At 46.0% G+C, this 12,920-nt stretch carries 11 protein-coding genes; 8 read left to right on the forward strand and 3 right to left on the reverse strand.

Going from position 1 to position 12,920, the window contains the following annotated elements:
* Window positions 1-9: 9 nt before the first annotated feature.
* Window positions 10-1,227, reverse strand: coding sequence for an RNA-guided endonuclease InsQ/TnpB family protein (locus ACE1CM_RS45605; protein WP_374886223.1), 1,218 nt, complete (start codon window positions 1,225-1,227; stop codon window positions 10-12).
* A 259-nt stretch (window positions 1,228-1,486) separates the two neighbouring features.
* Here ACE1CM_RS45605 and ACE1CM_RS45610 point away from each other — a divergent pair, with 259 nt between their 5' ends.
* The 6 genes from ACE1CM_RS45610 (at window position 1,487) to ACE1CM_RS45635 (ending at window position 6,362) form a co-directional block, all read left to right on the forward strand.
* On the forward strand, window positions 1,487-1,993 hold the full coding sequence (locus ACE1CM_RS45610; protein ID WP_374886225.1) for a hypothetical protein: 507 nt from the start codon (window positions 1,487-1,489) through the stop codon (window positions 1,991-1,993).
* A 132-nt stretch (window positions 1,994-2,125) separates the two neighbouring features.
* A complete protein-coding gene (locus ACE1CM_RS45615; RefSeq protein WP_374886226.1) occupies window positions 2,126-2,281 on the forward strand; it encodes a hypothetical protein in 156 nt (51 codons plus the stop codon).
* 207 nt (window positions 2,282-2,488) lie between these two features.
* Complete coding sequence (locus ACE1CM_RS45620) at window positions 2,489-3,307, forward strand: zinc ribbon domain-containing protein (protein WP_374886228.1); 819 nt, start codon at window positions 2,489-2,491, stop codon at window positions 3,305-3,307.
* Window positions 3,308-3,411: 104 nt separating this feature from the next.
* On the forward strand, window positions 3,412-4,119 hold the full coding sequence (locus tag ACE1CM_RS45625; protein WP_374886229.1) for a Crp/Fnr family transcriptional regulator: 708 nt from the start codon (window positions 3,412-3,414) through the stop codon (window positions 4,117-4,119).
* Between the two features lie 69 nt (window positions 4,120-4,188).
* A complete protein-coding gene (locus ACE1CM_RS45630) occupies window positions 4,189-4,908 on the forward strand; it encodes a DUF2232 domain-containing protein (RefSeq protein ID WP_374886230.1) in 720 nt (239 codons plus the stop codon).
* Between the two features lie 242 nt (window positions 4,909-5,150).
* Window positions 5,151-6,362, forward strand: a complete 1,212-nt coding sequence (locus ACE1CM_RS45635) for a nicotinate-nucleotide--dimethylbenzimidazole phosphoribosyltransferase (protein ID WP_374886231.1) — start codon at window positions 5,151-5,153, stop codon at window positions 6,360-6,362.
* Window positions 6,363-6,583: 221 nt separating this feature from the next.
* On the opposite strand, the gene ACE1CM_RS45640 is transcribed toward ACE1CM_RS45635, so the two are convergent.
* Entirely contained in the window at window positions 6,584-6,958 is a 375-nt protein-coding gene (locus tag ACE1CM_RS45640; protein WP_226586217.1) for a hypothetical protein, read from the reverse strand.
* A gap of 417 nt (window positions 6,959-7,375) precedes the next feature.
* On the opposite strand from ACE1CM_RS45640, the gene ACE1CM_RS45645 reads away from it, so the two are divergent.
* Both ACE1CM_RS45645 and ACE1CM_RS45650 read left to right on the forward strand, forming a co-directional pair.
* Window positions 7,376-8,533 carry an extracellular solute-binding protein gene (locus tag ACE1CM_RS45645; RefSeq protein ID WP_374886232.1) on the forward strand — a complete coding sequence of 386 codons (1,158 nt, stop codon included), beginning with the start codon at window positions 7,376-7,378 and terminating at the stop codon, window positions 8,531-8,533.
* Between the two features lie 346 nt (window positions 8,534-8,879).
* Entirely contained in the window at window positions 8,880-11,267 is a 2,388-nt protein-coding gene (locus ACE1CM_RS45650; RefSeq protein ID WP_374886233.1) for a response regulator, read from the forward strand.
* Between the two features lie 228 nt (window positions 11,268-11,495).
* On the opposite strand, the gene ACE1CM_RS45655 is transcribed toward ACE1CM_RS45650, so the two are convergent.
* Entirely contained in the window at window positions 11,496-12,650 is a 1,155-nt protein-coding gene (locus ACE1CM_RS45655) for a response regulator (RefSeq protein ID WP_374886234.1), read from the reverse strand.
* Window positions 12,651-12,920: the final 270 nt, after the last annotated feature.

The raw sequence follows: 12,920 nt of genomic DNA on the forward strand, positions 1-12,920 counted from the left end.
GTGAACTACCTACGCTCCCCTATCGGGTGAACGTAGGCTTCCCAATTCACGGGGAGTTGCCTCATCAGTAGTGGACTTACGTCCAAACCGCTTTGGTCTTACACTCCCTCCAAGGGCAGAAGCGCTGGTTCCCAACGCCAAAATCCGTAAGCCTTCATTTCTGATATTGATGGCTGCGTTAATGTCTCGGTCGTGTCGATTTCCACACTGAGGGCAATCAAACATTCTGACGGACAAGTCCATTTTTGGTATCGATAGCAGCGTTTCTGAACAAAGGTGTGTTGAAGGGAAAAATCTATCAATTTCCAGGTAGACTTTTCCAACTGCAGCAGCTTTGTATTTGAGCATGGTACAAAACATCCCCCAGCCAGCATCAGATATTGATTTCCCTAGGCTGTGATTTTTGACCATATTCGTAACTGCCAGATTTTCCACCACAATCACTTGGTTCTCGTTGACTATCTTACGGGATAGCTTATGGAGGAAATCTTCTCGGATCCGAGATATCTTTGAGTGAACTTTAGCTACAGTAAGTTTCGCCAAGCGACGTTTACCTGTAGTCTTATTCTTTTTACGGCAGAGCTTGCGTTGCTTACGTTTTAGGTTCTTCTCTCTCTTGCTTAGGTGCTTAGGATTTTGATACCTTGAGCCATCGGATGTGACGACACAATCAATTATTCCTAAGTCTATCCCTACCGCTTTACCATCACTTTTAGTATCAGGCTGTGAGATAGAATCCTCAATCAACAGCGAAGCATAGTATCTGCCATCTGGTATTTTGGATAAAGTGACAGTCTTAAGTTCCCCTGTAACATCTCTGTGGATTTTGGCTTTCACCGTTCCCAGTAGACCAGGAAACTTAATCTCGCTATTACTCAAAACCTTTACGTTCTGAGGATATTGAAGCGACTGCCTGCCATGTCTACTTTTGAAGGTTGGGTATCCTGCCCTCCCATCAAAGAAGTTGATAAAGGCTTGAGATAGGTTCAGTACGGATTTCTGTAAACATTGCGAATAGCAAACCTTTAGCCATTCGTGTTCTTTCTTCCATACAGGAAGTTGCTTTTTCATGGTGAGAGCAGAAATGCCCTTGCCAGTGTCCTTGTAGGTTTGGGACATGGTAACAAGAGACTGGTTCCAGACCCAACGAACACAGCCAAAGGCTAGCGCTAGATGCTGTTTCTGCAATTCGGTTGGGTAAAGTCTGACCTTGACTGCTCTCAACATGACTCGACCTTTATCACGCTTAGTTAAGTATGATAACAGCTGCTCTTATGCAACACAATCATATTGGGCAACTCCGTACCGACCTTGCCCCGCGATTCATCCCACGCTCACCTGTCGGGTTGAGACGTGGGGCTTCTCGCTATTCAAGCTAACGGTTCTACACAAAGTGTATGCTAAAAACAGCAAGGGTTGACAGCGTAGTCAAAATTACGGCTGCTTGCTAGCTGAGTGGTGATAGCGATCCCGACTGTCAAGCCCCGTGCAGCGTTGCTTGGGGTTTTGCCGCTTAAGCTTGCGCCATCCTGCGCTGGGTTCAAGCTCGCTAGCTGGTGTCATCCTCAGTAGGTTGGCAGCGATTCGCCAACCGAAGATCGCCAACCCAGACGCTACTATATGGGAACGGCTTCGCAAAAAGCGGATGCTTAAGGTACGCGATCGCTTGCCGCATTCGTTCTATACTGTTGTATCTCAATCGCGATCGCTGGTCAGTCCTGATGCAAAAAATATTGATATTTTGACAGTCCAACGGCTCTTAGCACGTTGGATTCTCCCGTCTAGCCCAACTCTTGGTCTGCGAACAACGTTCTCCCTCATTGGAGTTTTATTCATGGAGTTGCCCCTTACCGTTTCTTTTGTTGATATCACTACCAACATCAGGGAGGCATTTTACTGCCACCGGGAGTGCCTTTCACCCCGTCCCATCTATCAACTACGACGATTACAGTCTCAACCTCTGGCTAGGTTTTGCGTACCCCTCTCTAGATAAATTGGATGGTTCAGAGGTGGCTTTTTTACTCACCAATCAACAACTTGTTTTTTTTGTTGAACTGGAACATCCAGTTCAGGTGTCAGGATGTTCCTGATAGAATTATTGTACCGGATAAATTGGTACAAAACAATGGCAAAGGGAAGAAAATTCATCACGTTTGAGGCAATAGATGAGCAAAAAGAAATACTGAAAGCTTACTGGGAACAAGAGAGGCAAACCCAGACTGATGTACTTAGGAGCTATATCAGAACTCTCAAGGGAAAACTTAGGGCTGCTGACACTTAAGACAGCACCGTCCATATGCTGAACGCGCTGTATCCCAACCTTAAAGGTGGTGGGCTGTATTCGCGAGAGATTTTTTTAAAGACGCAGTACTAAGTAACCAAATCTCTACGTATTTCGCTTAATCCTTAACATTGAGTTTCACAATCTGACACCCATTACCCAGTTGCAAATCTTTAAGTTTTCCTTACCAATGCGGTCGTAGTAGCGATGTACAGCCTGAAGTTAGAGTTAAAACTCAACAACAAAGAGCGTTCAAGGCTTGCTGGTGGCGCCGGATTTAGTCGCAAAGTGTATAACTTTGGGCTATCGCTACTGGTCTGGTCATGGGGATTTGAGGGAATCAAAGCTAGGGAATCCAAGGGTTTAACCCAGATGGAGAAAGTCTTGACCAACCATGTCAAAACTAAGGCTGAATATGCTGGGATGAAACAGTACCCATCAGCTATCTACTCATCAGCAATGGGGAATTTGGCTAAAGCTGTTGAGGGGTGGCGACAGGGTGAAACTGGCTCTCCTCAATACAAATCTAAAAAGAGTCGGGACAGTTTCACGGTCTTGAAAAAGTCAGGTGCTAACATCAGAAGCGATTTATGGCAGAAAAAAACGAACGCTATTAGTCGAAAGTACTACCTTATTCCCATAGATTTGAACAGTTTTGGCAGGATTGCTAATAGCAAGATAGCCAAATATATTGGCAGTCTTGGTTTATACGAGTGCCGCAGAATGGGGATTGACAAACAGGCATTATACGGAACTCAGGTAGAAGTTGTGGATAGGTGGTTTCCATGGTCGAAAACATGTTCTAAGTGCGGTCATGTCCAACCAATGCCGCTGCCAAAAAGAGTATTCAATTGTGGTGCTTGTAAAAATGCGATATCGCGGGATTTGAACGCCGCTATCAATCTAGAACATGCACCACCAGACCGAGTACGGCGGGCAACGCCGGAATTTACGCCTGCGGACAAGAAGATGCCGTCATCCTTGGTTGAGGCAGGAAACAAACGTCAATTTAAGCGCAATGCTTGATTTGTGTAAGTTTTGTGTTGCACGCTATCAGTCAGTGCCAATTCAGTAGGCCACTGTTGATATAGATCGCAGTTATTCGAGACTCCTCGTGACATGATGGCCTCATGGAAGATAGAATCCGCCCTACAGAATCCCAGACGAATGTGAATGCGCTAATTCGTACCACTCCTTTTTTTACAGGGTTACCAGAACCAGCCGTCGAAAAAGCGACGGCTCACGTTGTCACGCGCAGCCATCCAGCCAATCAGGTAATTTTGCTGGAAAATGACTGGGGGAGTTCGGTTTACTTCATTTTGGATGGCTGGGTGAAAATTCGTACCTATAACCTAGATGGTAAAGAGGTAACGCTGAATATCCTGGGCAAAGGGGAAGTATTCGGCGAAATGGCGGCACTAGACGAGGTGCCTCGTTCCACCGACGTGATCACCCTGACTCCCACGATGATTGCCAACCTGCCCGCTCAGGATTTCGTACAGTTGATTTATGGCGAACCAATGGCGGGAGTCCGCTTATCCCAGCTGATGGCGCGACGCCTGCGTCAAGTTAACCGTCGCCTGCGCTTGCGGGAATCTGATAGTATGTCGCGGGTGGCAGACACGATATTATTCTTGGCTGACGGGCAGGGTAAGCGCACGTCAGAAGGAACGGAAATTCCGAATTTACCCCACCGGGAATTGAGCAGTCTCTCAGGACTGGCGCGGGAAACGGTGACGCGGGTACTGACGAAGCTGGAAAAGAAAGGATTGATTCAGCGGGATCAGGAAACCCTGCGTATCCCCGATATCAATGCCCTCGAACGTCTCATTATCTAAAAAGCTTCTTAAGCAGGTGAAAATGAACCATAAAACCCGTCAAAATCAATTGGGTGGGCTGCTAGTGCCATGAACGATCCGTTTGAAGCAACCCCAGAGTCGAGGGCAAGCGATTCCGTCAACGCTTCTACTTCGGGTCCCCCTGTATCCGATCCCCAGGTGCGAGCGAAGAATGCTTTGGTGTTGGTGGAAACGGCTTTTTTAGCCAGTACCGCCAGCTTGATTTGGCTGGTCAACTATTATTTTCCCCTCGGTCCGGTGCTGCGGATCTTTTTCCCAGTGCCAATTGCCTTGGTTTATCTGCGGTGGGGCTATCGCGCCGCTTGGATGTCGGCTTTGGTTTCTGGGTTGTTGCTTTCGGTGCTGATGGGACCACCCCGCAGCATTCAGTATTTTATGCCGTTTGGATTGTTGGGCGTCCTGCTGGGGGCTTGTTGGCGACGCCGCACTAACTGGGCTGTTTCTATCGCCTTGGGTTCGCTGCTGGGAACGATAGGTTTCTTTTTTCGGTTTTGGTTGGTTTCAATTTTGTTGGGCGAAGACCTTTGGGTTTATTTAATAACTCAAGTCACCCAGCTAGCAGAGTGGATATTTTTGCAGTTGGGTTTATTAGCTACGCCGAGTGTTGTGCTGATTCAAGCGATCGCTCTCGCTGTTGTCCTTCTAAACAATATCGTTTACCTATTCGTCGTCCACATCGCCGCTTGGTTTCTCCTAGACCGCCTGGGAAACCCCATTCCCCGCCCCCCCACTTGGGTACAGGTCATGCTCGATTATGAAGGCGAGTAAGGGAATTGCAGATTTTAGATTTGAGATTGCAGATTTTAGATTTTAAATTTGAAATTAAATCGGCAATTTGCCATCTAAAATCTGGCATTACTCCCTGGGATGCTAAAAAATTGCCTATCTTCTTCCTCTCTTCTTTCTTGGCGTTCTTGGCTTCTTGGCGGTTCGTTAAATAGGTATTTTTTATCTGGCGAAAGTAGTAATTAAATCTGCTTTTCTTCAATCTACAATCTACAATTAATTCTATGCCCGATGGTGCATTACCGATTCGCGTTTACACCCAAATACCAGCAGGACACCGATGGTTGCAGCGATACCAAGGTTACCAACCTGCGTTCGCTTGCGTGTTAGGATTTACCGAAACTGGATTAATTCCGGGAATTTCGGCAGCGGGTGCAACGCCAGATGACCGGCGCTATACTGCAATCGCAGATGCCGAGTTTTTGTCCCAAGGTTGCCAAACCAACCCCCAATATCCCTTGCCACCCCTGGCAGCGGGTGCTTCACCCGCAATCATTACCCGCGCAGTTGTGGAAACCCTGTCCCTACCAGTTTATCTATTCAACGCTGGACTGCCCCAACCGCCGTCTGTACCTGCAATTGATTTAGGCGGTACAAGCGCTAGCTGTCTCACTTCCGGGAATGCTCTAGCACTAGCCACGGTAAAAAATTTATTCGAGCAGGGGTTGACATGGGGCGAAAAGTTAGCCCAAAACCAGCCATCGAGCTATCTGATTTTAGGCGAATGCGTCGTGGGAGGAACTACAACTGCACTTGCGGTTTTAACTGGCTTGGGTATCAAAGCCGCTGGAAAGGTCAATAGCAGCCACCCCCAATGCAATCATGCCCAGAAGTGGGAGATCGTGCAAGCAGGACTGCAAGCGGCGAGGGAGAGATGGGGAGTAGGGGAGCAGGGGAGATGGGGAGCAGGTGAGCAGGGGAGCAGGGGAGATGAGGAGAATGTACATTCAAATTCCCCTGGGCCCCTGGGCCCAGGGGCCCAGGGGCCCCCGCTAGAGTTAATTGCAGCGGTGGGAGATCCGATGCAGGTGGTGGTGGCTGGGATGGCGATCGCAGCAAGTCGGACAACGGGTGTTATGCTCGCTGGTGGGACGCAAATGCTCGCCGTCTACGCGCTGATGCGAGACATCGCCCTAAAATATGCCCTCAATTGGCAACCCGAACAAATTGTCGTCGGCACAACCCGCTGGGTGGCAGAAGACCCCACGGGCGACACGGTAGGATTGGCACAAGAAATTGGCTCAGTACCTTTGATCGCTACCCAGCTGAGTTTTGTTACCTCGCGTTACGGAAAGCTACAAGCTTACGAACAAGGATATGTAAAGGAAGGCGTAGGAGCGGGTGCTTCCTGCATAGCGGCTTCTTTATACAAAGGCTGGAAGCAAACTCAACTACTTCAAGCAATTGAATCAATCGCAGAACGTTTCGCCAATTAAAGCGGAAATATCAATCATAGGACTTACGCAAACACCAAAGTTTCTCTGAAAAATCGTTGATTTGTCAGCTAGAGATTTTGGTCGAAACTTTGGTGATGGCAACGCCCTTGCGTAAGTCCCGAATCAAAAACAGACAAGGAAAACTCCTTGTCTGTTGGGAAACGACGCACGCCTTCCATACATTTGCGACAAAGCAAGCTAATGTCAGGTCAACTACCGGGTTAATGAACTCTTTGAGCGAGTAATTGTTCTTCTAAAGCGGCAATGCGGTTGTATGCTGCTGTTAGTTGTGCGGTTAGCCGTTGGATTTGTATTTCTGGTGACAACTCTTTTTCGCGGGTAGTAGAACCAGCATCTAAGTAGTTGGTATCAACTAGGACATCTTTGTGTGCAAAAGCCGTATCGAGACGGCTATTAGCTAAAGCGGAGTAGCGTCTTTCGTTGGTTTTCAGCGGCGAGCCGTCAATGCTAGAGCCAGCCGTTAGCCTTACCTCAGAGATAACTTCGGATAATTTATTGCTTAGCTGCTCGATAATTTGATACAGTGCATCCACTTTGTGATTCAAAGCGGTGACTTGATTTTGTAATGAATCCATGCCAAGCCCCAATGAGTGCTGATTGCTTCCTTCATCCTAAAGAACAATAAGTTAAAAGTAATCTAACAATAGGATTATTTAACTTTTGATAGAAATGGCACTATCATCTGCTTTTCAGTTTTGTTATAAAACTTTACGTTAACTCGGCAGCTAAATAGGAAAAAATTACTAGAAGGAAAGCGAACAATTTTGGCGGCTAAGGGTCAAAAGGGTAGTAGGTGGATCGGGAGGGACGCAGGTCGAGGCCAGAAACCGGGTTTATTCTAAGAGAAACCCGGAATATGAGCCTAAGTTCTGTGGATATTCGATTACCAATTACCCATTACCAATTACCCATTACCCATTACCTATAACGCTGCAAAACCGCTTAAGATAATCTAAAAGAGCGGGATATGAGCAGCCACGAGCCAAAATCAGATGAAGAGACGGTCTTTTTTAGTCGGTGCGGGAAGCCTGACGTTGTCTGGGCTAGTGAGCGGGTGCGATCGCAACCCTGGGACAGCGTTGAAAGTACGGCTGCTGAAAGATTCTATCCCAGCCCAAATTTTAGATGAATTTCGCCAGGGATTGCAGCAGTCAGCCAAATTGGATTTTGTGGCGGAAGCTCAGCTATTGGACTTATTTACACGCCTGCGATCGATGCAGAAAAAATCAACCGATAACGATCTGGGATCGCGGCTGTTGCCTTTTGGCGGTCAACAAACCACTCCCACTGCCGATTTGGTCACATTGGGGGATTATTGGTTAGCCCCAGCAATTAAACAGAAGCTAATTCAACCCCTCGACCCAAAACAGCTCAAAGCTTGGCAGCAATTACCGCAAGAGTGGCAACAACTCGTGCGACGTAACGACACTGGACAACCAGATCCAAACGGAAAAATTTGGGGGGCGCCTTACCGATGGGGCAGCACGGTTATTGCCTATCGTCGCGATAAATTTAATTCGAGTGGTTTGAAGCCGCCTACAGACTGGTGGGATTTGTGGCGGGAGGACTGCAAAGGTCGCATTTCCTTACTCGACCAACCACGGGAAGTCATCGGGCTGACTTTAAAGAAACTAGGCTTATCCTACAACACCCCAAATCTTGACAAAGTTCCACAACTGAAAGAAAACCTTCGCGCCCTGGATCGGCAAGTTAAATTTTATAGTTCTAATGCCTACCAACAACCCCTAATTTTAGGAGACACCTGGCTGGCTGTCGGTTGGTCTACCGATTTATTGCCTCTGGCGCGACGCTATCGTCAAATTGAGCTAGTGGTTCCCCAATCTGGCACCGCTCTTTGGGCAGATTTATGGGTACGTCCCAAAAACGAAAAAAGTCCAGATACTCCGCCTTTGGTGCAACAATGGATTGATTTCTGTTGGCAACCAAACATTGCGCGTCAACTTTCTCGCTTTACCCAAGCTGTCTCACCCATCTTAGTCAGCATGAAACCCGAAGAGATACCAGATTCCTTAAAAAACAATCGGGTACTTTTGCCACCAGCGGAAATTATAAAACAAAGCGAATTTCTGCTTCCTCTTTCCGAAGATTCAGTTAAACAGTACCAGTCCCTTTGGGCAGAAAAAAGTTGACATCCTCCCGACGCTGTACACTCTACAGCGATGGCTTTCCTTACCTCACGCTCGGGCATTCCTAGTTACTTCCCTTACGGGTTTTTCGCCACTTATCTAGTCACAAACCGTTGCCGATTTATGAATCCGACAGCCCGATTGCATAGGCGTTTTGCTTCCCCAGAGTCCAAAGGTACTAGCTGCCAAATGACTTTGGAAGACTTACACCTTTGTACAGTCAGGTTTTTACCCAGACACCGAGAATCAACCTACAGCGCAAGACGAACATCGCCCCCAAACCCTCTTTGAGTTAAATCTTCCATAACATTGCCGCGCTGGACTTTTGAAAACCAGACCGAAAACTCAGATGGCTCTACCTCAAAACACCAAAACTATAGCAAAAATATTAGTGGTTGATGATCTTCCTGATAACCTACGTTTGTTAGTTAAGGTTTTACGAGAAAATGGCTACGCCGTGCGCCCCGTTCCTGATGGATATTTAGCCCTAGAAGCTGTGAAAAAAAGTCCGCCAGACTTAATTTTACTTGATATACTTATGCCCAATTTAGACGGTTATGAACTGTGTCAAAGACTGAAAGCCGACCCGCAAACCAAAGATATACCCGTTATTTTTTTAAGTGCGATCTCCGAAGGGTTAGATAAAGCTAAAGCCTTTCAAATTGGGGGGGCTGATTATATTATAAAACCCTTTTACGTAGAAGAAGTGTTAGCGCGGATACAATATCAACTCAACTTGCGTTCTATGCAAGCACAACTGCGGCAAAGAAATCAAAAATTAATCGAGCGCAATACCCGATTGAGACAGGAAATCCGCGCTCGCCGACAAGCTGAAGCAGCATTACGCAATAGCCAATATTTTATGCAAAAACTTGCCGATACGGTGCCGCAAATTTTGTTTCTCTTTGACCTTAAGCAGGGAACAAATATTTATCTTAACCAGCAGTATACTACAGTTTTAGGCTACTCGCAGGCAGAAATTTCCCAAGCTTCTAGACAGTGGTTAATCGATTGCTTTCATCCAGATGACCAACACTTATGGAAAGACATATCGCGTCGCTTCATCAATCTTGGCGACAATGAAGTTCTCTCCACCGAATATCGCTTCCGACACAAGAATGGGGAGTGGCGTTGGCTTTTGGCGCGAGAAGTAGTATTTTCTAGAGATGATTTGGGCTTCCCCACCCAAATTCTTTGCTCAGTAGAGGATATTAGTTCGCGCAAACTTGCCGAAGCTGAACTGCAACAAGCAAAAGAAGCAGCCGAAGCCGCTAACCGTGCCAAAAGCATTTTCATCGCCAACATGAGCCACGAATTGCGAACTCCCCTTAACGCCATTCTCGGCTTTTCCCAACTGATGAATTATGATGCAAATCTCTCAAAAAAACAACTGGAAAACCTGCACATTATTCATCGCAGTGGAGAACATCTGCTGACTTTGATTAATCAGGTGCTTGACCTCTCGAAAATTGAAGCAGGAAGGATGGCGCTATCGGAAAATAACTTCAACCTCCACTACTTACTGGCAGATGTGGAAGATATGTTTTCTTTGAGAGCGAAAAATAAAGGTTTACAGTTAGAATTTGACTGTGGGCCTGATGTAAGCAAATATATTCGCACCGATGAAGTTAAATTGCGGCAAGTACTGATTAACTTAATCGGTAATGCGATTAAATTTACTGCATCTGGGAGCGTAAGAGTCGTAATTCGCCAAAAACAAACACAACTGACACCTGACAAGGGCAAGAGGAGAATTCAATTTGAAGTAAAAGACACAGGCGTTGGTATTGCTGCTGAAGAATTCAACAAACTATTCCGACCCTTTGTACAAACCACATCCGGGCAAAAAGTGCAGGAAGGAACGGGATTAGGATTAACGATTAGCCATCAATTCGTCAGGTTGATGGGGGGTAAAATAACCGTTATCAGTGGCGGTAAAATGTTTACTCCGGGAACCCCTCCCAGGGAATTGAACGACGACGCAATACCAAAAGAAGGCACAAGGTTTTTATTTGACATTCCCGTGGGTATTGCTGATGGGATATTTGAGAACCAACCCCAAAGTCGTCGCCTTATTGCCCTTGCTCCTAACCAACCAAAATATCGCATCTTGGTGGTGGATGATAGCGATATAAATCGTCAATTGTTAGTTCAACTGATCTCGCCCGTTGGTTTTGAGGTACGAGAAGCTAGTAACGGTAGTGAAGCGATTGAAATTTGGGAATCATGGTCACCCCATTTGATTTGGATGGATATGCTCATGCCCGTGATGGATGGGTATGAAGCAACGAAACGCATTAAAAGCACGACCAAAGGTCAAGCCACCCCTGTCATTGCGCTCACTGCTAGCGTGTTTGAAGAAGAAAAGTCGGTGGTTTTATCGGCTGGCTGCAATGATTTTGTGCGAAAACCATTCCCAGAAGAAACTATCTTTGACATCATGGCTAAATATCTGGGAGTGAGTTATATTTATGAGGAAAAAGATCCGCATTCTCGCCCTGGAAATGTGACTGTTGAACCGTTAAATTTAACAGTTATACTAGCAGCTATGTCCAAGAAATGGATTGCTAAATTGCATGAAGCCGCTCTGGACGCAGATTCGGAATTAGTTTCTCAACTAATTGAGGAAATTCCTTCATCTCATGCTCTTGAGTTGATCGCTCTCAAGGATTGGGTTAATAAGTTTGAGTTTGAAAAAATTTTGGATTTAACTGAACCGTTAGTTGGTCAAAAATAAAGTTCAGAAACAGCGCCAGCAGCCAGAATTGCAGATAATTCATCAGGACTTACGCAAAAAAACAAAGGGCGATCCGAGAAACCGGGTTTTTGGCTCCCCATGGGTAATATCATGTCCTCTTGCAACGGTTGTGTAACTGCTAATAGCTAATCGCTAATGGCTGCTGGAGGAGGCAATTGACAAGCGAGCAATTAGCAAGCGAGCAATTAGCCATCCACACACTACTGTTCAGGCAAAATCCGCTTGCAGCTTTAACTTTAATTTAAGCTGCTTAAATTCTGTGATATCGCGGATGGTAATCGAAAAACCATCTCCAAATTTAACGGCAATCAAGGAATACCATTTCTGAAAGTCATCAGAGTTCCAATAAAATTCTTGCTCCAGGACTTCTCCTGTTTCAACAACTTGCACCAATGAATCAAACAATCGTGGAGTGAGTTGATTAAGTTGTTTCTTGACCACTAACTTACCCATAAGGTCTTCTCGTTTTTTGCCAAATAGTTTAGCAATGACAGGATTAACTACCAAACAGCGAAAGTCCTGGATATCTCCAGTTATCGTATCTCTTACCGCTTGCATCGCTGCCAGTCCATCTAAGGAATTGTTCAATAAACTTGCAAGTAGGGCGCGAGATTGGTAGAGAATTTCTGCGGTTTGTTGATGTCGCTCTATTTGCTGTCGCAGCTGGTGTTTTTGTTGTTGCATGGTCAGTTGAGTTTGAATGCGGGCAATTACTTCTTCTGGCTGAAAGGGTTTTGTAATATAATCTACTCCTCCGACTTGAAAAGCTTTGACTTTATCAATAACTTGGTCGAGCGCACTTAAGAAAATCACGGGAATTTCTGAGGTATCTTCATCGGCTTTTAGGGCAAGGCAGACTTGATACCCATCCATATCAGGCATTTTAATATCGAGCAAAATCGCATCCGGGGGGTTATTGCGGACTGTTTTTAATGCCATGTTGCCATTGGTGACGCTGCGAACTTTGTAACCCTGCTTAGTCAATAATTCTGTTAAAAATCGCAGGTTTTCTATCAGGTCATCAACAATTAGGATATTCGCTTTGGGGTCTGTAGGTTGATCGGTTTCCCTTACTTCTATTTTCACAGAGGGGCGAGTGGGTACGCCGCAAAGCTGCTCGACTAAACGGCGAAAGTTATTCTTGGTTACTTTTTCCCCAAGTGCGTCTGAAAGACGTTGCCATAACAGGGAGGCTAAATCTTTAACATGCCCGATACTCAAGTATAAGCTGTCGGCAACGCTGCTGTAGGTTTCGTTTTCCCAAGCAGCTTTGAGGATTTCTTTTTCTGGGTTACTTAGTTGTTTACCTGTTTTGGCTTCCAGGGTAGCTTCTATAAATAAGATTGCTTCTTCTGTTGTCATGAGCGTCTATATATCCATCTTGTCAGGTTTAGTTTTTGCACCCCTTATAGAAGTTTAACTCGAACAGCAGAAGGCTCCCGCCATAGCGTCAGCTTGGCGGTGAGATGAATCCCCAATAATTTAACTACCTGGGATAAAATTGCCACGGCACTGGGTACAACAGCGGCAAGTTATTCGGGGGAGAACCCTGGGAAACCAACATCGACTGATTCCACAGACCGCGAAAATCCCAAGTATCCCACAAGCTGACAGGAGTCTCGGACGGCGGTA

Source organism: Microseira sp. BLCC-F43, from assembly GCF_041929235.1.
Classification (GTDB): domain Bacteria; phylum Cyanobacteriota; class Cyanobacteriia; order Cyanobacteriales; family Aerosakkonemataceae; genus Microseira.